The sequence below is a fragment of the Frankia sp. CeTa3Moorea genome (genome assembly GCF_978021225.1).
In genome coordinates this window covers 8,336-32,323 of the sequence record NZ_CDXDOR010000028.1, presented here as the reverse complement: position 1 = coordinate 32,323, position 23,988 = coordinate 8,336, and the positions used below count along the sequence as shown (strand labels likewise).

Below are 23,988 nucleotides of genomic sequence, written 5' to 3'. Positions count from 1 at the left end.
TCTGCGGCAGCCGCCTACCGATCGCTCCCCGCGGAGCCCGCGGGGGGTCCGGGCTGGGTCGGCAGGTCCAGCTGCTTGCCGCCACCCGCCGGGCCCGCCGGGCTACCGGCGCCGGGGGTGCCGGGGGTGCCGGGGGTCTCCTCGACGACCTCCCCGTCGATAACCGGCGCATCTCCCCCGGGCAAGGCGGCGGAACCGCGCCCGCCACGGCGCCCGTCTCCACCGTCCAGCCGGCGTATCGCGTTCGGATCAGAGTCGCCGCCGGCGAACTCGCCGCTGGCGACGTTCGACCGCATCCGGCGCAGGCTCTTCGAGAGGAAGAAGAAGATCACACTGGATGCCACGATCAGTGCCAGGACAACGAGGAACCCGACGGCTCCGGCGTCGATCTTCCTCTCGACCAGCACGGAAGCGGCGAAGACCTCGTTCACGGCCACGTCCTCACACCTGGTGTCCTCTGGTGTCCGCCACACCTGCTGTCACCGCCCGCCACGGGGACACTCCACGACGGGCGCCAGTTCCGACCCTACGCCCTGCCGTGCGAGCCCTCCGCCTCCGCGGCCACGCACCGTTGAATAGATCACATACTGTTCAAAAAGTCACATGCCGTGCGAAAGGTCACATCACCGGAAAGTCACACACCGTTGAACAGATCGTCTTCGGGCAGCATGCCGACCTCGATGAGAGAACGGGCCAGCTGGTAGTCTTCCGTCGGCCAAGCGTCCCGCTGCGCCTCCAGGGGTATCCGGAACCACCATCCGGTGGGGTCGACCTGGGTGGCGTGGGCGATCAGCGCCCGGTCGCGGGTCTCGAACCAGTCCGCGCACTCCACCTGGGTGGTGAGCCGACCGGTGTCCTCGGCGCGGTCGACCCACTCGGCCAGCCGCTCGGCATAGGGGGACTCCAGACCGCGGGCCATCATCTCCTCGTGGAGAGCCAGGATGCGCTCCTTGTGGAAGGTGAGGTGGTAGTAGAGCTTGAGCGGCTGCCAGGGTTCGAGGCCGGCGTCGGCACCGACCTCGGGATAACGGTCGGGATCACCGGCCGCCTCGAACGCCTCCACACTGACCCGATGGGTCATGATGTGGTCGGGATGCGGATATCCGCCCGACTCATCGTAGGTCGTGATGACCTGCGGCCGGAACTGACGGATCAACCGGACCAGCGGACGGGCCGCCTCGTCGAGCGCGATGGTGGCGAACCGCCCGTCCGGAACGGGCGGCGGCGGATCGCCCTCAGGAAGCCCGGAGTCGACGAAGCCGAGCCACTCTTGGCGGACCCCGAGGATGAGCCGGGCAGCCTCCATCTCCTGCCTGCGGATCTCCGCCATCCGGGCGGCGACACCCGGCTGGTCCATCGCGGGATTGAGAATGCTGCCCTCCTCTCCCCCGGTACACGTGACCACGAGCACGTCGGCGCCCTCGCTGGCGTAACGTGCCATGGTGGCGGCGCCCTTGCTGGACTCGTCATCGGGGTGGGCGTGGATGGCCATCAAGCGCAGGCCATGCCGATCGTGGACCGCAGGCATGCGGCCCATTGTTCCTGATGCCCCGGCGTTCCTGATGCCCCGGCGTTGTTCCGAGCTCACTGGCCCGAGTGGTCCGAGCTCGCCCGGGGAACCGCCGGGGCCCGCCCCGCGTTCGGTCTAGAAAAGTCACCCAACGCCGTGGCACAATGCACCGTCCGCGCATGCTTCGACGGCAGGGCATGCTTCGACGGCAGGGCATGCTTCGACGGCAGGGCATGCTTCGACGGCAGGCCTGCCGTCGACCGGCGCACCGACATCGTCGTCGGCCCGGCCCGAAGGGCCGATGGACGACGGCCGGTCCCGTCGTCCTCCCACCCCTGCGTGAAGCATTCGTGGTCGAGGTCGAAGGCAAGGGCTGTCGGATCACCCGTAAGGGCTGACCCGCCGGTCCGGGGCTTCCAGGCGGTCCAGACGCCGCCGGAGCCACCAAGCCCGACATCTTCCTTGATTCATTTTGGTATGATGGTCCTTTTGATGTTCACCGAGGAGCGTGACCCGCGTGACGCAGCAGACTTGGCTCACCCAGGAGGCATACGACCGGCTCCGCTCCGAGCTCGACTACCTGACCGGCCCGTGGCGTACGGAGATCGCGACCAAAATTGAAGCTGCCCGCGAGGAGGGCGACCTCAAGGAAAACGGCGGCTACCACGCGGCCAAGGAGGAGCAGGGCAAGCAGGAGGCCCGGATTCGCCAGCTCACGGACCTGCTGCGCGACGCCCAGGTCGGCGAGGCACCCGCGGCGACCGGCGAGGCCGGCCCCGGCACCGTCGTCGAGGTGCGCTTCCCCGGCGAACGGGAGACGGAGAAGTTCCTCATCGGCTCGCGTGAGGACCACAGCACGCCCATCGAGGTCTTCTCCCCGGCGTCCCCGCTGGGCGGCGCGGTGACCGGGCGCAAGGCGGGCGAGACCGTCTCCTACACGCTGCCCAACGGCCGTTCGGCCAAGGTCGAGATCGTCTCGGTGTCGCCCTACTCGGGCTGACTACGCCAGCAGCGGACGACTGCCGACCCGGCTGCACGGGTGGCGGCATCGGCGTACCGTCGACGGGTGGAGGATCTGCCGGCACAGCCCAGTCATTCCATGCCACCGACCGTTCCACCGACCGTGGCATCTCCGGCCCACCCGCCGACGGCCGCCGCCTCGCGGCTCACCACCCTGGGTGAGCTGCGCCGCAGCGGGCACGCGCACCGCCCGGTGCGGACGGAGCTGCGCGACAACCTCGTCGCCCTGATGCGGGGCGACGGCCCCCGGTTCCCGGGCATCGTCGGTTTCGGCGAGACCGTCCTTCCCCAGGTCGAGCGGGCCATCCTGGCCGGCCACGACATCGTCTTCCTCGGCGAGCGCGGGCAGGGCAAGACCCGGCTCATCCGCACTCTGGTGAGCCTGCTCGACGAGTGGTCGCCGGCCGTCGCCGGCTGTGAGATCAACGACCACCCCTACGCGCCGGTCTGCGGCCGATGCCGCGCGCTGGCGGCCGATCTCGGTGACGCGCTGCCGGTGGTCTGGCGGCACCGCGGCGAGCGGTTCAGCGAGAAGCTCGCGACCCCGGACACAAGCGTCGGCGACCTCATCGGCGACGTCGACCCGGTGAAGGTCGCCGAGGGCCGCACGCTCGGCGATCCCGAGACGGTCCACTACGGGCTGGTGCCGCGCACCAACCGCGGGATCTTCAGCGTCAACGAGCTGCCCGACCTCGCCGAACGGATCCAGGTCGCGCTGCTCAACGTGCTGGAGGAGCGGGACATCCAGGTCCGCGGCTACCTGCTCCGGCTGCCGCTGGACCTGCTGCTGGTCGCTTCGGCCAACCCCGAGGACTACACCAACCGAGGGCGGATCATCACGCCGCTCAAGGACCGGTTCGGCGCCGAGGTCCGCACCCACTACCCGCTGCACCTCACCGACGAACTGGCGCTGATCCGCCAGGAGGCGGTGATGTCCTGGGCGGGGTCCCCGCTCGGCGCGCCGGAAATACCCGATCACCTAGTGGAGATCGTGGCCCGGTTCACCCGGCTGGTGCGCGACGCCCCCCAGGTCGACCAGCACTCGGGGGTATCGGCCCGGCTGTCGGTGGCCGCGGCCGAGACGGTGGCGGCCTCGGCGGTCCGCCGCGCGGCGCTGACCGGCGAGGAGACGCCCACCGCACGGGTGGTCGACCTCGCCGCGATCGTCCCGGCAGTACGCGGCAAGATCGAGTTCGACCAGCTGGAGGAGGACCGGGAGGACGAGGTCCTCGCGCTGCTGCTGCGCCGCGCGGTGGCCGAGACGTTCCGGGCGAGACTGGCCGGCGCGGACCTCACCGGCCTGCAGGCCCGCTTCGACGCGGCTGGCCCGGTCGAGACCGGCGACCTGGTAGCGGCGGCCGAGCTGCTGCGCCGGGTCGGGCCGGTGCCCGGGCTCGCGGCGATCCTGACCAGGCTCGGCGTGGACGGGGCGGAGTCGCCGGGGCTCGCGGCGGCCGCACTGGAGCTGGCGATGGAGGGACTGCACCTCAACCGTCGGCTGGCCAAGGAAGAGCTTCCCGGACGGACCGTCTACGGCACCTGACCCGGCGGCACCTGACCTCGCACGGAAGCTTCCAGGAGGAACAGTGAGTTCCGGAACATTCCGTTATGGCCCGTGGGACGGCGGACCCGATCCACTCGCCTCCCCCTTCACCGCGTCCGACGCCCTGGATGAGATGTCCCGCCAGATTCTGGAGGGACGCACCCCGCGGGAGGCGCTGGAGTCGCTGCTGCGCCGGGGCATGCCGGGCCGGCGTGGTCTGGACGACATGCGCCGGGCCGTCGAGCGGCACCGGCGGGAGGCCCGGTCCCGCGGCCGGATGGACGGGACGCTCCAGGAGGTCCGCCGGCTGCTCGACACCGCCGTGGGCCAGGAACGGGCGGCGCTGTTCCCCGACCCCTCCGACGACGCCCGGCTGCGCGAGGCCGAGCTGGACGCGCTGCCCGCGGACCCCGCCCGTGCGGTGCGCTCGCTCGCCGAGTACGACTGGCGGTCCCCGCCGGCCCGCGAGACGTACGAGAAGATCTCCGAGCTGCTGCGTCGCGAGGTCCTCGATTCCCAGTTCAAGGGAATGAAGCAGGCCCTGGAAGGGGCCGCGCCCGAAGACTTCGCCCGGATCCGGGAGATGGTCGCCGCGCTCAACGCCCTGCTGGAGGCGGACGCCCGTGGTGAGGACACCGACGAGGCGTTCGCCCGGTTCATGCGAGAGTTCGGCGACTTCTTCCCGGAGAACCCCGGCTCGCTGGAGGAACTGGTCGACGCGCTGGCCCGCCGGGCCGCCGCCGCCGCGCGGTTACTGGCCGGGCTCACCCCGCAGCAGCGCTCCGAACTCGCCGACCTGATGTCCACGGCGATGGAGGACCTGGGGCTCGCCGCAGAGATGTCACGACTGGCGCAGGCGCTGCGCGCGTCCCGACCGGACCTCAACTGGGGTGGACGGGTGCGGGGGCGGGCCGGCCGGTTGGGCGACGGCCTGACCGGCGAGGAACCGCTCGGCCTCGGCGACGCCACCACCGCGCTGGAGGAGCTCGCGGAGCTGGACGAACTGGCCGCCGCGCTGGGGCAGGACTACGCCGGGGCATCCCTGGAGGACGTCGACCCCGAGGCGGTGGCCCGGGCGCTGGGCCGGTCCGCCGTCGACGATCTGCGGGGGCTGCAGGAGATCGAACGGGAGCTGGAACGGCAGGGATTCCTCACCCGCCGGGCCGGGAGCCTCGAGCTCACCCCACGGGCGGTGCGCCGGATCGGGCAGGCCGCGCTGGCCCGGATCTTCCGGCAGGTCTCCGCCCGAGGCCGCGGGGATCACAGTGTGACCGACGCGGGTTCCGCCGGGGATCTGCTGGGCACCTCCCGGGCCTGGCAGTTCGGCGACACCCAGCCGATCGACGTCGTCCGCACAGTCCGCAACGCGGTGCTGCGCGGCGGTCCGCCCGGCCGGGGCCACCCGATCCGCCTGGCGGTGGCCGACTTCGAGGTCGCCGAGACGGAGCGCCGCGCCACGGCAGCGGTGTGCCTGCTCGTCGACCTGTCCTACTCGATGGCGCTGCGAGGCACCTGGGGCATCGCGAAGTCGACGGCACTCGCGCTGCACACGCTCGTCAGCACGTCGTTCCCGCAAGACAAGATCCACATTGTCGGCTTCTCGGACTACGCCCGGGAGCTGCGGCCGGTCGAGCTCGCCGGACTCGACTCCGAGATGGTGCAGGGCACGAACCTGCAGCACGCCCTGCTCATCGCGGGCCGGCTGCTGAGCCGCTACCCGCAGGCGGAGCCGGTCATCATGGTAGTCACCGACGGTGAGCCCACCGCGCACCTGCTGCGCGACGGGACTCCCTCGTTCTCCTGGCCGCCGATGCCCGAGACCCTGGAGCTGACCCTGGCCGAGGTCGACCGGCTCACCCGGCGCGGCGTGACCGTCAATGTGTTCATGCTCGACGACGAGCCACGGCTGGTGCAGTTCGTCGAGGAGATGGCCAGACGCAACGGCGGGCGGGTTCTCTCACCCGATCCCGCCGCCCTCGGCAACTACGTCATCCGGGACTACCTGCGGGCCCGGGGCAGGCACCGCACCGTCCGCTGACCGCCGCGCCGCCCCGCCCGGCTCGGCGGCGAGGCGTTCCCAGAACTCGACCGCGAGCTCCTCGTAGCCGAGCCCGAGATCGAGGGCCCGGCGCAGCGACCAGGCCAGGGCGCCCGCGGGCAGCGCGGTCAGGGAGCGGTACACCTCCAGGTGAGCGCGATGCGCCGCCGCCTGGGCCCGCGCGAGCCGGCTGACATCACCCGGCCGGCCCAGATCGGCGAATGCCAGCTTGAGCAGACCGGAATCGCGCAGCTCGGTGCGCCCGGCCTCCGGGACGGCGAGCCACCCGGCCAACCTGCTCCGGCCGGCGCCGGTCAGGCGAAAGATCCGCCGCCTGCGGCCGGACTCCTCCCGTTCCTCAGAAAGGAGTCCGGCCGCGGCAAGGCGGGGCGGCTCCTTGTAGAGCTGGGCGTGCGGAAACGACCAGAAGTTACCGATCGAGCCGGCAACCGCGACCTTGAGCTCGTACGGAGTGGCACTGCCACGCCGCGCTACCTCCCCCAGGACCAGATACGACACCGGCGTCAGCGCGATTCCAGCCATGGTCTCAATGATATGACTTGAATGATACGGGTTGATAGGTACTGTCTTTTTCGGACTATCTACCACCTAGCTGTCTTACGCCTACAGTCCTCTCCAGCCGACCCATGGAGATGGGTCGACGAGGCCGGGAGGTGTTGCCCGCCGACCCACCCGTCCCACAACGCCCGCGAGCCGCCGCAGAAGGCGACAGTACTGCTACTCTGCGCTGTCGTGACGTCACGGAGTGCAGACCAGGAGTGCGAGGGGCGGGCGGGCGCGGCACGCCTCCGACCACTCCCGCCGACGGATGTACCCGGCGCCACCCGAGCCCGCCCACGCCCGCCCGCGCGATCGAGGCTCGCCGTCGCGATCCTGCTGACGGCGGGCGTCGCGCTGGCACCCGCGGCCCTTCCGGCCAGCCCCGCCCAGGCGGCGTCGGCCACCGGGCGAGGGGGCGCGCCGATCGCCGCCACGTACCCGGGATCCACCGCGGGACAGCTCCTCTCGGCGCCGGGGGCGGTGACCCTCGCCGAGCAGCGCGAGGTCGAACGGTACTGGAGCGCGGAGCGGCGGGCCCGAGCCTTCGGGGCCCGCACGAACGACCATGCCGATGCCGCCCCCCTCAGTCCCGGGCCGGCCCCGCCTGCCGTCGGCGGCTCCGAAACGGCCGCGAGCGGCGCTCCCCCGCCCCCGAGCGCCGGAATGCCCTACACCCGGGGCGGGCTGGTGACCACGACCACCGGCCGGTTGTTCGCCACCATCGGCGGCGGTGACTACGCCTGCTCCGCGAGCGTCGTGTCCAGCCCCAGTCGTGACCTCGTGGTCACCGCGGGGCACTGCGTGCACGGCGGTACCGGGGAACAGTTCGCGCGGAACGTCATCTTCATCCCCGGGTTCGACAACGGCGCGATGCCCTACGGCATCTGGACCGCCCGCCGGCTCACCGTGACGTCCGGTTGGGCCCATCGGGGCGACTTCGACGTCGACACCGGCTTCGCCCTGTTCAACCCGTCCCCGTCCCGCGGCCGTCATCTCGAGGACACGGTCGGGTCCCAAGGCATCGCCTTCGATCTTCCGGGGACGTATCCGCAGTACACCTTCGGCTACCCGCGGCTGCCCCCCTACGACGGCAGCCAGCTCGTCTACTGCGCCGGCCCCGGCTTCGGCGACCCCTACGGCAGCCCGTCGATCGGCGTCGCCTGCCGCATGACGGCCGGCGCCAGCGGCGGGCCACTGCTCACCGGCCTCGGCCGGCTCGGTTCCGGGCACGGCTGGGTCAACGGGGTGATCAGCTACGCCTATGCCGGAGTCAACGACAAACTATACGGAACTCACTTCGGCGACGTGGTGAAGTCACTCTACTATCAGTCCTACCGGCTCTAGCGGATCGCCGTCCCCCGGGATATCGCCGTCCCCGGGATATCGCCGTCCCCCGGGATATCGCCGGCTGACGACGATCGATACCTTCTGTGCATGCCGCATTCGGGCAGCTTCGGGCTCCTCCTGACCGTGCACGTCGTCGTCGGGGTCTTCGTCATCGGTCCACTGACACTGATCACCGTGGTCACCCCGCGCCTGCTGCGGTTGGGGGCCGGCGCCCTGCCGATCCTGCGCCTGTGCGTGCGGATGATCCGGGCCCTCGCGCTCGCCTCACTGCTCATCGTCGTGACGGGCCTCGGGCTGGTGAATCAGGGATCATTCGGCAGCGTGCGGTCGCTGGGCGACCCCTGGCTGTCGGGTGCCCTCGTGCTGTGGGTGGTGGCCACCGGGATCTCGCTGGGCATAATCGCGCCCGGGCTCGCCCACGCCGTCAAGGAGATCGACGCGGGCGGTGACACGCATCGGCGTACCCTTCCAATCATGGGGGGTGTCGCCGTGAGCACCGCCTGCTGGGTACTGATCATTGCTTCCATGGTCATCAAACCCGGGACCTGACTCGGCCGGGCCACCGCGACGATCCGGGCGGGTCGGCGCTCAGCTCGCCTGCGCGAGCGTCCCGCGACGATCGACTCCCCCGCGATGCGCGGCCTCCCCGCGATGCACGACATCGTCAAGCTTGTCCAGGATGCGGCCCCAGACCTGGCGGGGGAGCTCATGCCCCATCCCGTCGATCTCCAGCAGCTCCGCGAGCGGGATCGCCGCAGCCGTCAACCGACCACCGAGGACCGGGACGAGCGGGTCCGCGTCACCGTGGACGACGAGGGTGGGGACCGGGAGCCGCGCGAGCCCGGGGGTGCGGTCGGGCGCCGCGAGCACGGCGGCGATCTGGCGCATGGCCCCGACCGGGTTCGGGCGACGGCCCCATTGGATCTCGGCCCGCCGCCGCAGCCACGCCACGTCCGGCTCGAACAGCGGCGAGCCCAGGACCTCCTGTGCCTCGTGCCCGGCGAGGATGAACTCCTCCAGGTCGGCCGGCACCGGCCGCAGGAACAGCGCGATCGCCTCGGCGGTCGGCTGCACCCGGTGGTCACCCGGATGGGACATCATCGAGGTGAGGCTGCGCACCCGCTCGGGGTTCCCGAGGGCCGCGATCTGGGCGATCATGCCACCCATCGAGCTGCCCATCAGGTGCGCCGACTCGATTCCGAGGGCGGTCAGCAGGCCGATTGTGTCCGCGGCCAGGTCCTCGAGCCGGTAGGGGGCGAGGTCGAAGCGACCGCTCAGGATCGCTGCCAGGTCGGGCCGACCGAGCTGGTCGAGATGAGTGGACAGTCCCACGTCCCGGTTGTCGAAGATGATAGTTCGATAACCGCGACGGCCGAGCGCGGCCAGCAGGTCCGGGTGCCAGCCTACGAGCTGCTGCCCGAGGCCGCCGATCAGGAGCAGCGGCAACCCGTCCTCGTCGCCGTGGATCTCGTAGGCGAGGTCGATGCCGTTGACCGAGACGATGCCCATGGTCGGAAGGTAGCCATCCCATGGCGCCGGCGCACGAGTTCCGCCGGCAATCGGCCGGAGGTCACCCGAAAGGGCCAGGCGGATGCCGGCAGCGCGGCCGTCGAGCGGCGAACACCCCACCCGTCAACTACTTTAGGTAGTCTCTCGACCTCCTATAGCGATTATCCTGCTGGGCAACCTCACCGGACGGACACACGTGATCTTTCCGACGATCGAGTTTGCGGCGTTCCTTGTCGTGGTGCTGGCGATCTCCTGGCTGCTGATGCCCCGGCCGAGGCTGTGGAAGCCGTTCATCCTCGGGGCGTCGTATTTCTTCTACGGCTTCGCGGACGCGCGCTTCGTGCTGCTGATCGTGGCCTCCACCTTGATCAACCAGGGCGCCGCCGTCGCGATCCACCGCTGGCGCGACCGCCGCATCCTCATCGCCGCGATCGTCTGCGACCTCGGCCTGCTCGGCTGGTTCAAGTACTACAGCTTCTTCGCCCTGTCGGTGGACCGCGCGCTGGCCGAGATCGGTCTCCCCACAGCGCTGCCCCTGCTCCAGGTGGCGCTGCCGATCGGGATCTCGTTCTTCACCTTCCAGGCCCTGTCCTACGTCATCGACGTCCATCGCGGCACCAGCGCACCCGCGTCGCTGCTGGACTTCGCCGTGTACGAGGCGTTCTTCCCGCACCTGGTCGCCGGTCCCATCGTGCGTGCGCGCGAGTTCATCCCCCAGCTCGCCACGCCACGGGACCCGAACCAGGTCCAAGCCACCCGGGCCGTGTTCCTGATCGTGGGCGGCCTGGTCAAGAAGGTGGTGCTCGCCGACCTGATCGCCTCGCGCCTCGTCGACCCCGTCTTCGACGCGCCCGGCCAGCACTCGTCGCTGGAGATCGCCACGGCCGTCTACGGCTACGCCGTGCAGATCTACTGTGACTTCTCGGCGTACTCCGACATCGCGATCGGGATCGCCCTCCTGCTCGGCTTCCGCTTCCCGGACAACTTCGACCGTCCCTACGCGGCCGCCACCCTGCAGGACTTCTGGCGCCGCTGGCACATGACCCTGTCCCGATGGCTCCGGGACTACGTCTACCTACCGCTCGGAGGGAACCGGAAGGGGCGTCGGCGCACCTACCTCAACATCATGATTACCATGACTCTGGGTGGTCTCTGGCACGGCGCCGCCTGGACGTTCGTCCTGTGGGGAGCGCTGCACGGCGGTGGCCTGGTGACCGAACGCCGGATACGTGCCCGACGGGCGGACCGGATCCGGGCGACGGAATGGGCACGAGTCACGGGACAGGCCGAATCGGCGGGGCTCTCCGCGATGCCGCTACCCCGGCCGGGATCGGAGAGCCCCGCACCGGTCCTTTCCCCTGGCGGATCCGGCGCCGTTGCTGGTCCCGGTCTCGCTGCCGGCTCCAGCACCGCCGACAGCCCCGCGGGGACGCCGACCACCGCGAGCCGCCGGACGATCACCGCCACACAGGCCTCACTTCCCGAAGCGGTCCCCAACCCGATCCGCGCCTGGGCCGGCCGGCTGGCCGTCTTCCACTTCGTGTGTGCCACCTGGGTCCTGTTCCGAGCGCCCGACCTGGCAACGGCGCGCGAGCTCGTCGTCCGGCTGTTCACCGCGGGCGGACCGGCGCCGCTGGTCACTCCGACGGTCCTCGCCGCCATCGGGGTGGGACTGGCCACCGCCGCCGTCCCGCGCGCCTGGTGGATCCACACGCAGGTCGCCTTCGCCCAACTGCGCCTTGGCGCCCAGATCGCGCTGCTCACCCTGAGCATCATGATCATTTATGCGATCGTCGGCCCGCAGGACGTCGCGCCGTTCATCTACTTCCACTTTTGAGTCACGCTCGCCTGCTCTCCCCGTCCCGATCCCGGTGCCGGAGCCGGAGCCGGAGCGTTGCCCCGGCCGGGGCCGCCCAGGCCGGACGATACGAGCGGCGGAGAGCGGAGCCTTGACTTAAGGTAATCGAACAACAACGCCTGATCACATTCCGGGACATCTGTGACCTGCGCCGACGAAGCCGAGGGACGATGACTGAGCGTGAAGATCCGGCGCCACCGGGGTCACCGGAGCCACCGGGGCCACCGGCGACCGCACCCGCGACGACCACCGGCGTCGTCCGGGCCCGGCAGGCCTTCCTGCTGGTAGCCGTCACCCTGGGTCTGCTGGCGGTGCTCCGCGCCTCAGCGATGGTGCACGCGGGCGAGGGCATGCGCCCAGGACTCACCCGCACGCTCGTGCTGAGCATGGCCCGGCCGATCGAACGGATCACCCGGACCGTCCACCTCGACGAACCGGACCGGTGGTTGTCGCGCGCATTCGGTCACGACGCCAAGCCCGGCGGCACCTTCTCCGAGCTGGCATCGGCGGCCAGCCGGGCTGAAGCCGAGCCCGATCACCCTGGCGCCTCCGGGCCGGGCGCCGCCGGTTCCCACCGCTCCCCACTGCCACCGCGCCACCCGACCGCGGCCGATCCGCTGCGCGTCCTGGTCACCGGGGACTCGCTGACAGAATCACTCGGTCCGACCATCATGAACAGTGCGCCCGCCACGATCCGGGCACAGACCGAGACGCGGTTCGGCACGGGCCTGGTGCGGCCCGACTTCTTCGACTGGGCCACCCATGCCCGGGCGCAGATCACGCAGCGCAACCCGGAGCTGGTGATCGTCGCCATGGGCGGGAACGACGGCCAGGGCATCACGCTTCCGGACGGAACCGTCCTGCCGGCCGGATCGGACGCGTGGGCCGCCGAGTACCGACGGCGTGCCATCGTCGTGATGCGGATCTGGAGCGGCGACGGGGCCCGCCGAGTGCTGTGGCTCAGCCTCCCGCCGGCCCGGCCGGACCAGCTGAACGGCTACTTCCGCCGACTGAACGAGGCGACCCTCGACGCCACGACCAGGGTGGTCGGAGCCCGATATCTCGACCTCACCCCGTGGTTGTCGAAGAACGGCGCGTACAGCGACTACCTCACCGGCACGGACGGTAACACCATCCTGGCCCGGGCCCGTGACGGCGTGCACCTGAGTCTCGACGGCGCGCGGATCGCCGCGGGACACGTTCTGGAGACCGTGCGCAGCACGTGGAACCTGCGGTGAACGACGATCGGACCGACCGGCGGGGGCCGGACCGAGCGAACGCTCAACGGGGGCGGAACCCGAAGCCCGCGCCGTCCAGATCCCGGCGGGCAGCCAGCACCGCGACCCGGGCTGCGGCCAGGACGTCGCGACCGGACGGCGCCGCCGCACCGGACACCGAGATCGCGGCGACCAGATCGTCGGCGAGGACCGCGAGCTGGTCGGTCAGGGCGTGCGGCGCCAGCCGCGGTGGACGAGCGCCGGCCGGCACTCCCGTGCCGGCCCGCTCGCCGAGCGACGCCAGTTCGTCGAGCAGCCGAACGGCCCGCTCCGCCCTGGTGCCACCGGATTCCACCGGAACATCCCATGATGACCCGGACCAGCACCGAAGACGGTGAATCAGCAGGCCGACCTCACGGGTGAGATCACGGACCTCGTCGGACATCCGGGCAGGATACCTGACGATGACGGGAACGGGTCTTGCTCTCTACTGTGGTATAGGGCACCCTCCAGACATGGTCCGTTGACGTCGGGTTTCATCTCAGGAGGCGCGCATGTCGCTGAACCGCTCCGCCCAGACCCACCAGATCCTCATCGAACGGATACCGAAGGCAACCGGCCACGACGTGAACCACTGGCTCGATCGGCTCGACGACGGACCCGGCCTGCTCCGCTTCACGGAGCGCGTCAACTGGCTGCGGGCCGAGCACGACCTGCCGCACTGCTATGCGGCGGCCCTGGTCCATGAGGCCGATCTGCGGCGGCGGGCGATCCGCGCGTAGGCACCTCGGCAGCGTCGGCACCTCGGCAGCGTCGAGCGCGCAGGCTCGGCCGCCCGGTGAGGTATCGAGGTAAGGCGCGGGTACCCGGCGCGGGACGCGGACGCGGTCCGCACCGTTGACGCGCCGGGTCGACCACCGGGCACATCACAATGACTACATGGACCTCGACGCAGCCACGGAGTTCGTACGCGATCATCACCGGGCGGTACTCAGCACCACCCGCCGGGACGGCACGCCCCAGATGTCACCGGTCACCGTCGGGGTGGATACCGACGGGCATCTGCAGATCAGCAGCCGGCTCACCGCCTACAAGGTCCGCCACATCGAGCGGGATCCGACCGTACGGATCTGTGTGTTCCCCGATGAGTTCTTCGGGCCCTGGGTGCAGATCAACGGAACCGCCGAAGTCATCCGGCTACCGGCGGCGATGGACCTCCTGATCGCCTATTACCGAGACATCGCGGGTGAGCATCCCGACTGGGACAACTACCGGGCGGCGATGATCCGCGATCAGCGATGCATCATCCAGATCACTCCGCGGTCGGCGGGGCCGGACGTCTCCGGCTGAGGACCAGGCTTGAGGACACCCCCACGCGCGCGCCCTGACCCTGCCCGCCCTGACCTGATCGTCGGCGGGGCCTCGGCCCCACGACGGACCCGCGCGCTACTGCCGCAGCTTGGAGAGCAGGCGCAGCATCTCCAGGTAGACCCAGACGAAGCCGATCAGCAGGCCGAATCCCGCCCGCCACGCCTCGGAACGCGGCGCATGGGACTCGATCGCCCGCTCGATGTAGTCGAAGTCGAGGATGAACTGCAGGCTCGCGACGCCGAGCACGAGCACGCTGAACAGGATGCCGAGCGGCGTCGCATCGTTGATCACCGGCAGGTGGCTTCCACTGGTGGCCCTGATCACGAGGTCGGTCAGGCCGAGGAGCACGACCCCGAGGAGCACGCCGAACACGATGCGGGCCATCCGGGGGGTGGCCCGCAGCCGGCCGCTACGGTAGGCAACCAGCATCACGACGAAGATCAGACCGGTCCCGAGCAGGGCCTGTGGGATGATGCCGTTGAAGGTGTCCTCGTAGTAGCGCGAGACCGCCCCGACCGCCACCCCTTCGATCAGGGCAAAGGCGATGATGAGCGGCGGACTGATCAGGTTGCGAAACGAGACGAACAGGCTGATCGTCAGGGCGACGAGGCCGGCCCCCAGCGCAATGCCGGGCGAGTCCGGTGCGAGGGCCCAGCCGACCGCGCCACCGGCCGCCAGCAGCGCGAACAGCCCCAGCGTGTGCACGACGACGTCGTCGATCGTGAGGGTGGTGGGCTGGCGGTAGTGGCTCGCCAGCTCCTCGGGGGTCGGCGTGGGAGGAGACGCGAAACCACCACGACGGAACGCGGGGTTCGAGGAACGAAGGTCGGCCATGGAGCCGGCTCCTCTCGGTCGCCTCCGGGGAGGCATCACCCTCGGTGACTACAGCCTACGTCACCGTATGGAACGTTCCTTGGGACGCAGGAGTTCCCGGCGCGCCGGACACGGTGGACGGCGACAAGACATCGCGACGCACGCCCACGCGCATCCTCACAGCATCCTCACAGCGACGAAGCCTTCCCCTCGTCGGCCGCGGTTCATCGGTCAGATGCCCGGACGACCGAGAAAGGATTGTGCCGGTGGTCGGAGTCGAACCGACACTCGAGCTGTTTTTAGGACAGCCTCCTCTACCAGTTGGGATACACCGGCTCGTCTACATCGCTGATATTTCTACCACGCTACGTAGGGTCTGGGAATAACACATGCGGAAAAAGTGGTCCGGAGATGGCGGCACGACCGAAAGCGTGACTCATCGTGACGAGGATGCCGACTGTTCGCCATCCCCTTCGATCAGTGGACAACCCAGATCGCTAAAAGGCGGGCCCGCCGTCGGGTTTGGTCTTGACGGCCAGAGCGGAGACGCGGGAAAACACCCCCACCTAAGTGCCGCGAAGCCACGAGGGCCGGTGAACCGTCGCGGCCGGGGGACGATTCACCGGCCGCAGACTCCCGGCGTCCATACCGTCACACGCCGGCCACGGTGCCGCCGGGCGCTCAGTTCACGTGCCGCGCGGACCGGGCGTCCGGCTCCGGCCGCGGGAGATCCTGCCGGCCGGTGCGGCCCGGACAACATCCTCACCCGGGGACGCGGCCTCACCGCCCTCGGCATCGCCGGCCGAGCCGGCGGCGACGGCGGGCGCGGGGGCACCGGGAGCGGGGGGGCGAGTGGTCCCGTTCCGCCCGCTCGTCGTAGCCGACGTAGCCGACGTAGCCGTCGTGGCCGGAGTGCCGGGCGTGCCTGGGGAGATGGCCGCGGCGAACGCGGGCGGCATCGCCACTCGGCGGAACTCGGCCCGGGGATCGGCGAAGGATCCGAGCGAGACGATCTCGCGGCGGAAGAACAGTGCCAACGACCAGTCTGCGACCACCCTGGTCTTGCGGTTGAGGGTGGGAACCCTGCCCAGGTGGTACGTCCGGTGCATGAACCAGGCGGGCCAGCCGCGCAGCTTGACCCCATAGACCTCGGCGACACCCTTATGCAGGCCCAGGGACGCCACGCTGCCGGCATAGCTGTGCTCGTACGGTTCGATGGGCTCGCCGCGCAGCTCGGCGAGGATGTTGAGAGCCAGCCGGCGGGCCTGGCGAACGGCGTGCTGGGCCGAGGGACTGGTTGTGACATCCTCGCCCCTGGTCAGGTCGGGCACGGCCGCGCAGTCACCCGCGGCCCACGCGTCACCCACCCCGTCGACCTGCAGGAAGACGGTCGCGCGCACCCGACCTTGATCGTCCAGGGGCAGATCCGTGTCGGCCAGCATCGGGTTCGCCCGCACCCCGGCCGTCCACACGATGGTGCCCGCGTCGAACTTCTCACCGTTATTCAGTACAACCCGCCCACCGACCAGGCTCTCGACCCGCGTGTTCAACCTGACGTCGATACCCCGCTGCTCGAGCTGCCGGAGAGTATAAATCCCCATTCCGGGTGAAACCTCGGGAAGAATACGGCCGGCGGCTTCAACGAGGACCCACCGCATATCCGTCGGTTCCAGATCAGGATAGAAAGAACACGCATCGCGGGCCATGTCCTCCAACTCGGCAAGAGCCTCTATTCCGGCATATCCTCCACCGATGAAGAGAAAGGTCAGCGCTCGGCGCCGGACCGCGGGATCGGTCACCGAGGCGGCCGCGTCCAACCGGCTGATGACCTGATTACGGAGATAAATGGCCTCGGCCGCGCTCTTGAAGCCGATGCCCTGCTCCGCGAGCCCCGGGATCGGAAGGGTTCGCGCTACCGATCCTGGACACATCACCAAGATGTCGTATTTAAGATCAAATCTCTCGCCAAGGGATGGTTGGATCACAGCGGTCCGTGTCCCATGCGACACCTGAAGCGCGCTTCCACTGACAACCCGACAGCCCTTCAGGACCTTACGTAGCGGTACCACCACGTGCCGTGGCTCAAGGTTGCCGGCCGCCGCTTCCGGGAGGAAAGGCTGATAGGTCATGTACGAGTTGGGCTCGACGACTGTGACCGATGCCTCGCCCTGGCGCAGCTTCCGCCGCAGCCGCAGGGCCGTGTACATGCCGACGTATCCTCCGCCGACGATGAGGATGTGCGGTGGTTGCCCGTAGCCCATGGCAAAAACGTACCCACGAGGGCCGTGTTACACCCCGGTCCCGGGCTGGCCGCCCAGCTTTTTTCGTGACGCAGGACACGAATACCGGCGGTCTTCGGCCCGTGGTGCCGATGCGTCCGGACCGTGTTCCGGCTCACCTTCTGTGTCGACGGCCACAAGGACAAAGGCTTACCCGGCCCGCTCAACCACTTCCGCGAGCGCCGCCGCCGTGCCAAAAATCGTGTCAAGCATCACTTCGGTGACCCGGCCGGTGAAGGTGTTCTGTTGGCTTGGGTGATAGCAACCGACGACCGACACCCCGGATACGGGAAGTTCGGCCCGCACGCCGTGCCCGAACGACACCCGGCGCGGAGGAACCGGGAATCCGGCCTGGGCCAGGGCGGGCCACAGGGCGGACCAGGCGAATCCACCGAGGACGACGATGACCCGCAGGGTGGGCCGGACGAGCTCGAGGTCACGCACCAACCAGGGCCGGCAGGTGTCACGCTCCGTGGTGGTCGGCTTGTTCGCGGGCGGAGCGCAGCGGACGACGGCGACGATGCGCGTGGCCGTCAGACGCTGACCGTCCCCGGCGGACACCGAGGTCGGCAGCGCCGCCAGCCCGACGCGGTGCAACGAGGCGAACAGCCAGTCGCCGCTGCGGTCCCCGGTGAAGATGCGTCCGGTGCGGTTCCCTCCGTGGGCCGCGGGCGCCAGACCGACGACGAGGATCCGGGCGTCGCCCGGGCCGAACGAGGGCACCGGACGCCCCCAGTAGGCCTGCTCGGCGAAGGCCGCCCGCCGCACCGCCGCGACTTCTTCCCGCCAGGTGACCAGGCGCGGGCAGGCCCGGCAGACGGACATCCGGGCATCGAGCTCCCGGGTGCCCGTCGCGCCGGCGGCCAACGCGCGGGCCTCGGCCGGCGTGGCTGCGACCGGTGTGTCGGCGGCGGCGAGGTCCCCCGGCCAACCGCTTCCCGGCCGCACCGGGCCCCGTGACCGGACCGGGCCACCCGTCCCGCTCGTCACCCCGCCCCGCCGGTCCTCATACAGCCGGGCCTCATACCGACGGGCCGGCGGTGACGGGCAACGCCGCCCGCTCGGGCCCGGTGGCCGGGGCGCCCGGCGCGGCGGCTAGGGCCAGCGCTATCCCGTCGAGGATGTCGCGTTCGCTTGCCACCACCGCCGCGGCGCCCGTTCGCTCGACCAGGGTGCGCAGCACGAGCGCGCCGGCGGCGATAACGTCCACCCGACCCGGGTGCATCACCGGCAGGGCCGCGCGCTGGTCGTGCGTCATCCTCAGCAGCCGGTCCGTGACCTGCGCGACCTGCTCCGCCGCCGTCACGGACAGGTGGATGCGGGCCGGGTCGTACTCGGGGAGATCAGCCGCGAGGGCGGCGACCGTGGTGACGGTCCCCGCGACGCCGACCAGCGTCGCCGCCTCGGTCAGGGGCACGGTGCGGGCGGCGATGTCGAGTGCCGCGTGCACGTCGGCAACGATCGCCGCGGCCTGCGCGCCGGTCGGCGGATCATCGTGCAGGTGCCGCTCCGCCAGCCGCACGCATCCGACGTTCACCGAGCGGGCGGCCCGCACCCCGCTCGCGTCCCCGAGGACGAGTTCGGTCGAGCCGCCGCCGATGTCGGCGAGCAGGATCGGCGTGGCGACCGGGTCGGATCCCGCCGCGCCCGCCCCCGTCGGCGCGCCCTCGACCGAACCGGCGTCCAACGAACCGGCGTCCAACGAACCGGCTCGGCCGACGAGGTCACCGATGGCGCCACCGAAGGACAGGGCCGCCTCCTCGTCCCCGCTGATCACCTCGGGGTCCACACCGAGGATTGCGCGGACCCCGGCGACGAGCTCATGACGGTTGCGCGCGTCGCGGGTCGCGCTCGTGGCGACCATCCGCACCCGTGAGGCTCCCAGCCGCTCGATCTGCTCGGCATAGTCCCGCAGCGCGGTGAAGGTGCGGGCGAGCGCCTCCGGCGCGAGCTCACCGGTCCGGTCGACCCCGGCCCCCAGCCGGACGATCTCCATCTGGCGGGTCAGCTCGTACAGGGTCGATCCCTCGACGTCCGCCACCAGCAGACGGATCGAGTTGGTTCCACAGTCGATCGCGGCGACCCGACTCACGGTCTCTCCTCCCCGGTCAAATCCCCTATCGGATCTCTATCGGATCCTCCGTCGGGTCCCCTATCGGATCCCCTGTCGAACGACTGCCGGTCGGTCCGTCGCCCGCCGGCCCGCCACCTGGGGCGGGTCCGGGCTGCGGGCCTCGTCGACGCCCGGACATCGGCCACCGGCCACGCACGGCCCCCGCCGCCCCCAGTCGGGAACAGCCGCAAGGGCCTCGTCACCGAACGGATTGACTCCCGGACCCACGGCGAGACTGTGCGCTACGAGGACGTGCAGGCACTTGACCCGATCGGGCATGCCACCCGCGCTCGGGGCCGCGGGCAGCACCTCGTGCGCGTCGCGCCGGGCGAGGTAGTCCCGGTGGGCGGCGGCGTAGGCGGCGGCGAGCCGCGGATCCTCCGCCAGCCGGGCTGTCATCTCGCGCATCACCCCGGCCCCCTCCAGCCGCGAGATCGCCGACGCGGCCCGGGGGCAGGTGAGGTAGTACAGGGTCGGGAAGGGGGTGCCGCCGGCAAGCCGCGGTGCGGTCTCGACCACGTCGGGAAGACCGCACGAGCAGCGATGAGCCACCGCGAGGACGGCTCGCGGCTCGCGGGAGAGCTGACAGCGCACAATCTCGAGATCCTCGGCCGTCACCGCCGGTACCATGCTCGCCCCCTCGCCGTCATCACCGTCCGCCAGGACCGTTCCTTCGCCCTTCGCCGCACCGGGGCCGGGGCTCCCGCCCCGTGACCGCTACGGCGTCGAGATCTCCGACCAGAGCCGGGCGTACCAGGCCGAACCCCCGGACGACCCGCCGCGGGTCTCGTCGCCGTTCTTGGTGGGTGCCGGTTTGATCGGCATCAGGTACGCCCGTTCACCGGGCTTGACGTAATGCAGCCGACGGCGCGCCTCGTCCTCGACCCAGGCCTGGTCGTCGTAGCGCTCGACCGTCGCCCGCAGCTCATGGACCCTCGCCTGGGCCTGCGCGTTGGTCCGGCTCAGCTCGGAGAGCTTGGCCTGCTGCTGCAGGTACAGCCGCAGCGGATAAGCGAGGGTCAGGACCAGCACGCAGATCACGACGGCGAGCAGGGTCGCCCTCGTGGTCAGCGCGGTGTTCCGCGGCGGCATGGGATCAGCCGGCCTGCCCGTGGCGGGGGAACGCGGCGGCGCCCGCGTACCGGGCCGCGTCGTCGAGTTCCTCCTCGATGCGCAGCAGCTGATTGTACTTCGCGACCCGCTCCGAGCGCGCCGGGGCGCCAGTCTTGATCTGACCGCAATCGACCGCGACGGCGAGGTCGGCGATGGTGGTGTCCTCGGTCTCGCCGGACCGGTGGGACATCATCGCCCGGTAGCCGCTACGGTGGGCCAGGTTCACCGCGTCGAGCGTCTCGGTCAGCGTGCCGATCTGGTTCACCTTCACCAGCAGGGCGTTCGCGGCCTTCAAGGCGATCCCGCGGGCCAGCCGCTCCGGGTTGGTCACGAACAGGTCGTCCCCGACGAGCTGCACCTTGCCACCGAGCCGCTCGGTGAGCGCCACCCAGCCGTCCCAGTCATCCTCGGCCAGCGGGTCCTCGATGGAGACGATCGGGTAGGCGGAGACGAGCTCGGCATAGTAGTCGCTCAGGTACTCGGCGCTACGCGAGTTGCCCTCGAAGGTGTACGACCCGTCCGCGTAGAACTCGGTGGAGGCGACGTCCAACGCCAGGGCGATGTCCGTCCCCAGGGCGAAGCCGGCCTTGTCGATCCCCTCGGCGATGAGGTCGAGAGCCTCGCGGTTGGTGGGCAGGCTCGGCGCGAAGCCGCCCTCGTCGCCCACGCCGGTCGCCAGGCCCCGCGCCTTCAGCACGCTCTTGAGCGCGTGGTAGACCTCCGCACCCCAGCGCAGCGACTCGGCGAAGGTGCTCGCGCCGATCGGAGCAATCATGAACTCCTGGATATCGACGTTGGTGTCGGCGTGGGCACCACCGTTGAGGATGTTCATCATCGGCACCGGGAGCAGGTGCGCGGTCGGGCCTCCCAGGTACCGGAACAGCGGCAGGCCACTCGACGCCGCCGCCGCCTTGGCCACCGCCAGGCTGACCCCGAGCAGGGCGTTGGCGCCGAGGGCCGACTTGCCCGGGGTGCCGTCGAGGTCGATGAGCGTCGCGTCGAGAAGACGCTGCTCGCTGGCCTCCAACTCCATGATCGCCGGACCGATCCGGTCGATCACCGCGGCCACGGCCTTGGTCACGCCCTTGCCGCCGTAGCGGTTGTCCCCGTCGCGCAGCTCGACAGCCTCGAAGGCGCCGGTACTCGCCCCGCTGGGCACCGCGGCGCGGCCCAGCGTGCCGTCCTCCAGGACGACCTCGACCTCGACGGTGGGGTTGCCGCGCGAGTCAAGGATCTCGCGGGCTCCGACGGCCTCGATGGACGGCACGGCTTCGACCTCCGGTATGCGCTCTGACACGGAACGATGACGCGGTGGCAGCAGCGGACCGCCACGGGCCGGTGACCGGAAGCCACCACACCGCGGCAGGCCACCGGGGCAGACCCTGATGGCCTGCCGCGGATCGCGGCGCGGGACGAGCGGTGCCGTCCGGACGAAACCGGTCGCTGCGAGACTACCGTCGCCCCACGGCGACGCGACGCCGGTCCCGGCCCGGCGCGGCGCGTCCATTCACCCGCGGCGCGTCCATTCACCGGCCACCCGACGGTCATTCCACCGCCTGCCTGGCCGTCGGGCACCCGGGCGTCGATCCTCCCGCGGACGGCGGTGTCACGCATCCCACAGGCCGGCGAGTTCGTTGTGGGCCACCGGTGCGGACCGGCTAACCGATCCGCCCGATCGGCGGCATGACCAGCGGACCGGCCGAGGGCAGACCGAGCCGCGCCGCCAGCGGTGCCAGCGCCCCCCAGCCCGGGACGAAGCCGGCACCGGGACCGGGGCCGAGCAGGCCCAGGGCGGACCCGGCCATCGACCCGGCCACGGACGCGGCGGCCCCGCGGTCCTCGCTGGACTTCGGCGACCGGACCCGTTCCAGCACCGACGGCTTGGGCGTCAGCCGCACCCGCGGGGTCTCACCGGCCGGCAGACCGGCGCGCGACCAGGCAAGTTCGATCGCCTGCGCCAACCCGCCGAGGACGTCCACCAAGCCGTGCGCATGGGCGTCCGCGCCGGTCCACACCCGGCCGCGGGCCAGCTGGTGCGCCTGGTCCCGGGACAGCCCGCGAGCGGTCGCTACCTTGTCGACGAAGTCGGCGTAGACCCGGTCCAGGAACTCCTCCAGCTTCTCCCGCTCCCCCGGGGTGAAGGGCCGCCGCGGCGACATCATCAGCGCATGCTCGCCCTCCGCGACGGCACCGAAGCCCACTCCCACCTTGTCGAGCAGGCCGCTGATCACCTGCTTGCCGGCGAACACCCCGATCGAGCCGGTCAGCGTGCCGGGGTTCGCCACGATCGCATCGGATGCCAGGGCAACGAAGTAGCCACCGGAGGCCGCCACGTCACCCATCGAGACGATCAGCGGCCGACCGCTGGCCCGGAACCGCTCGGCCTCCCGGCGGACCAGGTCGGATGCGACGTAGGAACCCCCAGGACTGCTCACCCGGAACACCGCCGCCGCCACCGCGGGATCACGCGCGGCGGAGCGGAAGGCCGCCGCGGTGGCCTCCGCGGCGAGCACCGGCCCGGAGAACGGACCCGGGGCACCGTGTCCGAGGACGACCGGCCCGGTCCCGTGGATGAGCGCGATGACCGCCTTCTTCGGGTCGCGATGCGGCGCCGTCACGGAGGGGGCCAGCGCACTCGTCCCGATGCCCGCGGCCTCGTCCGGGTGGAGGTGGGCCTCCCCGGCGCCGTCGGGACGGGAGCCGTCCCGATCATCGGGAACCTCGCGGAAGAAGAAAGCCGCCGGGCCGCCGGCCGCCAGCGCCGCTACGCGGCGCGCCGGGAACTTCTCCCACCGCTCGGCGGACCGCCGGTAGGCGGAGGCGTACATCAGAACCGGCTCCGCGCCGGGCCCGCGGCGCGCATCGTCCCGGCCCGCGCCATCCCCATCATCCTCGAATCCGGCCGACGGCCCCCGCGTCACCCGTTCCCGTACCGCCGCGTACGCCTCGTCGCGGTAGCCGAGACGGTCGACGAGACCGGTGTCGAGCGCGACGGACCCGGCCAGCGGTCCGAGATCGATCAGACGCCGGACTCGGTCGGTGGACAGCCCGCGTCCCTCGGCGATGCCGGCCACGATCTGGTCGGAGCTGGACTCGATGATCCGGCTGACCGCCTCCAGGTGCGCCGGGGTGAAGTCCCGCTCCACCAGCGTGTTGACGGCGTTCTTGTACTCGTACCGCTGGCCGATCTCGACGGAGATGCCGAGCCGGTCGAGCGCTCCTCGCAGGAACGGCGCCTCCATCCCGAGACCGGTCAGGCCGCAGTCACCGGGCGGGGCGAGCCAGATCTCGTCGAACGCGCAGGCCAGATAGTAGGGCGCCGTGCCGCCCCCGAACTCCCCGAAGGTGTCCGCGTAGGCGATGGCGGTGCCACCGGCCGCACGAAACGCGGCGATCGCGGCGCGAATCTCCTGGATACGTGCCAGCGGCATCCCGCAGGCGGCGATGTGCGCGACTACGACGGACACCCGGGGATCCTCGGTCGCGTACCGTAGGCCTTCGACAACATCCCGCAGGGTCGTCCGGCGCCGGGCGAGCGCCAGGGTGATCGGGTCGGTGGGGGCGCCTTCGATCGGGTCGACCGTCAGATCAAGTTCAAGGACGATCGGAGCCGTCCGCCGCGCCGCGATCTGGCGGACGTCGGCCAGCGCCTTACGTGGGATGGCAGCCATGCCCTCAGAGGCTAGCCTTCCCCCA

At 70.9% G+C, this 23,988-nt stretch carries 22 protein-coding genes and 1 tRNA gene; 9 read left to right on the top strand and 14 right to left on the bottom strand.

The features are described 5' to 3' along the window. Positions 1-14: 14 nt before the first annotated feature. Positions 15-431, bottom strand: coding sequence for a hypothetical protein (locus AC08OV_RS07905; RefSeq protein ID WP_476613254.1), 417 nt, complete (start codon positions 429-431; stop codon positions 15-17). Between the two features lie 203 nt (positions 432-634). Beyond that, a complete protein-coding gene (gene mca / locus AC08OV_RS07900; RefSeq protein WP_462185942.1) occupies positions 635-1,537 on the bottom strand; it encodes a mycothiol conjugate amidase Mca in 903 nt (300 codons plus the stop codon). A gap of 490 nt (positions 1,538-2,027) precedes the next feature. On the opposite strand from mca, the gene greA reads away from it, so the two are divergent. From greA to AC08OV_RS07885, 3 genes are all read left to right on the top strand, one after another. Next, on the top strand, positions 2,028-2,510 hold the full coding sequence (gene greA / locus AC08OV_RS07895; RefSeq protein ID WP_462185943.1) for a transcription elongation factor GreA: 483 nt from the start codon (positions 2,028-2,030) through the stop codon (positions 2,508-2,510). A gap of 99 nt (positions 2,511-2,609) precedes the next feature. Then, on the top strand, positions 2,610-4,073 hold the full coding sequence (locus AC08OV_RS07890) for a magnesium chelatase ATPase subunit I (protein WP_476613255.1): 1,464 nt from the start codon (positions 2,610-2,612) through the stop codon (positions 4,071-4,073). A 43-nt stretch (positions 4,074-4,116) separates the two neighbouring features. Further along, positions 4,117-6,111 (top strand): vWA domain-containing protein, encoded by a 1,995-nt coding sequence (locus AC08OV_RS07885; RefSeq protein ID WP_476613256.1) that lies wholly within the window; start codon positions 4,117-4,119, stop codon positions 6,109-6,111. On the opposite strand, the gene AC08OV_RS07880 is transcribed toward AC08OV_RS07885, so the two are convergent. Further along, entirely contained in the window at positions 6,031-6,654 is a 624-nt protein-coding gene (locus tag AC08OV_RS07880) for a PadR family transcriptional regulator (protein ID WP_476613257.1), read from the bottom strand. The two genes, AC08OV_RS07885 and AC08OV_RS07880, sit on opposite strands and share 81 nt — an antisense overlap. Positions 6,655-6,864: 210 nt before the next feature. Here AC08OV_RS07880 and AC08OV_RS07875 point away from each other — a divergent pair, with 210 nt between their 5' ends. After that, a complete protein-coding gene (locus tag AC08OV_RS07875; protein WP_476619492.1) occupies positions 6,865-8,016 on the top strand; it encodes a trypsin-like serine peptidase in 1,152 nt (383 codons plus the stop codon). A 90-nt stretch (positions 8,017-8,106) separates the two neighbouring features. Next, positions 8,107-8,568: a hypothetical protein gene (locus tag AC08OV_RS07870; protein WP_476615225.1), complete on the top strand. Its 462-nt coding sequence runs from the start codon at positions 8,107-8,109 to the stop codon at positions 8,566-8,568. A 39-nt stretch (positions 8,569-8,607) separates the two neighbouring features. Here AC08OV_RS07870 and AC08OV_RS07865 read toward each other — a convergent pair whose 3' ends face one another. Then, the gene (locus AC08OV_RS07865) at positions 8,608-9,528 is read right to left on the bottom strand and encodes an alpha/beta fold hydrolase (RefSeq protein ID WP_476615224.1); all 921 of its coding nucleotides are present in this window, start codon (positions 9,526-9,528) and stop codon (positions 8,608-8,610) included. Positions 9,529-9,724: 196 nt separating this feature from the next. On the opposite strand from AC08OV_RS07865, the gene AC08OV_RS07860 reads away from it, so the two are divergent. Both AC08OV_RS07860 and AC08OV_RS07855 read left to right on the top strand, forming a co-directional pair. Then, the gene (locus AC08OV_RS07860) at positions 9,725-11,365 is read left to right on the top strand and encodes an MBOAT family O-acyltransferase (protein ID WP_476615223.1); all 1,641 of its coding nucleotides are present in this window, start codon (positions 9,725-9,727) and stop codon (positions 11,363-11,365) included. A gap of 191 nt (positions 11,366-11,556) precedes the next feature. Beyond that, positions 11,557-12,624, top strand: coding sequence for a DUF459 domain-containing protein (locus AC08OV_RS07855; protein WP_476615222.1), 1,068 nt, complete (start codon positions 11,557-11,559; stop codon positions 12,622-12,624). 43 nt (positions 12,625-12,667) lie between these two features. Here AC08OV_RS07855 and AC08OV_RS07850 read toward each other — a convergent pair whose 3' ends face one another. After that, positions 12,668-13,048, bottom strand: a complete 381-nt coding sequence (locus tag AC08OV_RS07850; RefSeq protein WP_476615221.1) for a hypothetical protein — start codon at positions 13,046-13,048, stop codon at positions 12,668-12,670. Between the two features lie 109 nt (positions 13,049-13,157). Here AC08OV_RS07850 and AC08OV_RS07845 point away from each other — a divergent pair, with 109 nt between their 5' ends. Together AC08OV_RS07845 and AC08OV_RS07840 are read left to right on the top strand one after the other, a co-directional pair. Then, a complete protein-coding gene (locus AC08OV_RS07845) occupies positions 13,158-13,385 on the top strand; it encodes a DUF4287 domain-containing protein (RefSeq protein ID WP_476615220.1) in 228 nt (75 codons plus the stop codon). A 157-nt stretch (positions 13,386-13,542) separates the two neighbouring features. Then, positions 13,543-13,953, top strand: a complete 411-nt coding sequence (locus AC08OV_RS07840) for a PPOX class F420-dependent oxidoreductase (protein ID WP_462185950.1) — start codon at positions 13,543-13,545, stop codon at positions 13,951-13,953. Between the two features lie 96 nt (positions 13,954-14,049). Here AC08OV_RS07840 and AC08OV_RS07835 read toward each other — a convergent pair whose 3' ends face one another. The 9 genes from AC08OV_RS07835 to sppA form a co-directional block, all read right to left on the bottom strand. Beyond that, the gene (locus AC08OV_RS07835) at positions 14,050-14,808 is read right to left on the bottom strand and encodes a Bax inhibitor-1/YccA family protein (RefSeq protein WP_476619491.1); all 759 of its coding nucleotides are present in this window, start codon (positions 14,806-14,808) and stop codon (positions 14,050-14,052) included. Between the two features lie 240 nt (positions 14,809-15,048). Beyond that, a tRNA-Leu gene (locus AC08OV_RS07830) sits at positions 15,049-15,123 on the bottom strand. A gap of 350 nt (positions 15,124-15,473) precedes the next feature. Further along, positions 15,474-17,048, bottom strand: a complete 1,575-nt coding sequence (locus tag AC08OV_RS07825; RefSeq protein ID WP_476619490.1) for an NAD(P)/FAD-dependent oxidoreductase — start codon at positions 17,046-17,048, stop codon at positions 15,474-15,476. A 168-nt stretch (positions 17,049-17,216) separates the two neighbouring features. Next, a complete protein-coding gene (locus AC08OV_RS07820; RefSeq protein WP_476619489.1) occupies positions 17,217-18,014 on the bottom strand; it encodes a uracil-DNA glycosylase in 798 nt (265 codons plus the stop codon). Between the two features lie 73 nt (positions 18,015-18,087). After that, the gene (locus AC08OV_RS07815; RefSeq protein ID WP_476614792.1) at positions 18,088-19,158 is read right to left on the bottom strand and encodes a Ppx/GppA phosphatase family protein; all 1,071 of its coding nucleotides are present in this window, start codon (positions 19,156-19,158) and stop codon (positions 18,088-18,090) included. Between the two features lie 60 nt (positions 19,159-19,218). After that, the gene (locus AC08OV_RS07810) at positions 19,219-19,809 is read right to left on the bottom strand and encodes a DUF501 domain-containing protein (RefSeq protein ID WP_476614791.1); all 591 of its coding nucleotides are present in this window, start codon (positions 19,807-19,809) and stop codon (positions 19,219-19,221) included. 87 nt (positions 19,810-19,896) lie between these two features. Beyond that, positions 19,897-20,271 (bottom strand): FtsB family cell division protein, encoded by a 375-nt coding sequence (locus AC08OV_RS07805; protein ID WP_476614790.1) that lies wholly within the window; start codon positions 20,269-20,271, stop codon positions 19,897-19,899. A 4-nt stretch (positions 20,272-20,275) separates the two neighbouring features. Further along, positions 20,276-21,559: a phosphopyruvate hydratase gene (eno, locus tag AC08OV_RS07800; protein WP_476614789.1), complete on the bottom strand. Its 1,284-nt coding sequence runs from the start codon at positions 21,557-21,559 to the stop codon at positions 20,276-20,278. A 391-nt stretch (positions 21,560-21,950) separates the two neighbouring features. After that, entirely contained in the window at positions 21,951-23,963 is a 2,013-nt protein-coding gene (sppA, locus tag AC08OV_RS07795) for a signal peptide peptidase SppA (RefSeq protein ID WP_476614788.1), read from the bottom strand. Between the last annotated feature and the right edge of the window lie 25 nt (positions 23,964-23,988).

Excerpts from the sequence above, each read along its gene's own strand:
- mca (WP_462185942.1), bottom strand. The coding sequence starts at position 1,537 with ATGGGCCGCATGCCTGCGGTCCACGATCGGCATGGCCTGCGCTTGATG.
- AC08OV_RS07870 (WP_476615225.1), top strand. The coding sequence starts at position 8,107 with ATGCCGCATTCGGGCAGCTTCGGGCTCCTCCTGACCGTGCACGTCGTC.
- sppA (WP_476614788.1), bottom strand. The coding sequence starts at position 23,963 with ATGGCTGCCATCCCACGTAAGGCGCTGGCCGACGTCCGCCAGATCGCG.
- AC08OV_RS07810 (WP_476614791.1), bottom strand. The coding sequence starts at position 19,809 with ATGGTACCGGCGGTGACGGCCGAGGATCTCGAGATTGTGCGCTGTCAG.
- AC08OV_RS07835 (WP_476619491.1), bottom strand. The coding sequence starts at position 14,808 with ATGGCCGACCTTCGTTCCTCGAACCCCGCGTTCCGTCGTGGTGGTTTC.
- AC08OV_RS07805 (WP_476614790.1), bottom strand. The coding sequence starts at position 20,271 with ATGCCGCCGCGGAACACCGCGCTGACCACGAGGGCGACCCTGCTCGCC.
- AC08OV_RS07825 (WP_476619490.1), bottom strand. The coding sequence starts at position 17,048 with ATGGGCTACGGGCAACCACCGCACATCCTCATCGTCGGCGGAGGATAC.
- AC08OV_RS07880 (WP_476613257.1), bottom strand. The coding sequence starts at position 6,654 with ATGGCTGGAATCGCGCTGACGCCGGTGTCGTATCTGGTCCTGGGGGAG.
- AC08OV_RS07865 (WP_476615224.1), bottom strand. The coding sequence starts at position 9,528 with ATGGGCATCGTCTCGGTCAACGGCATCGACCTCGCCTACGAGATCCAC.
- AC08OV_RS07840 (WP_462185950.1), top strand. The coding sequence starts at position 13,543 with ATGGACCTCGACGCAGCCACGGAGTTCGTACGCGATCATCACCGGGCG.
- AC08OV_RS07850 (WP_476615221.1), bottom strand. The coding sequence starts at position 13,048 with ATGTCCGACGAGGTCCGTGATCTCACCCGTGAGGTCGGCCTGCTGATT.
- AC08OV_RS07855 (WP_476615222.1), top strand. The coding sequence starts at position 11,557 with ATGACTGAGCGTGAAGATCCGGCGCCACCGGGGTCACCGGAGCCACCG.
- AC08OV_RS07845 (WP_476615220.1), top strand. The coding sequence starts at position 13,158 with ATGTCGCTGAACCGCTCCGCCCAGACCCACCAGATCCTCATCGAACGG.
- AC08OV_RS07890 (WP_476613255.1), top strand. The coding sequence starts at position 2,610 with ATGCCACCGACCGTTCCACCGACCGTGGCATCTCCGGCCCACCCGCCG.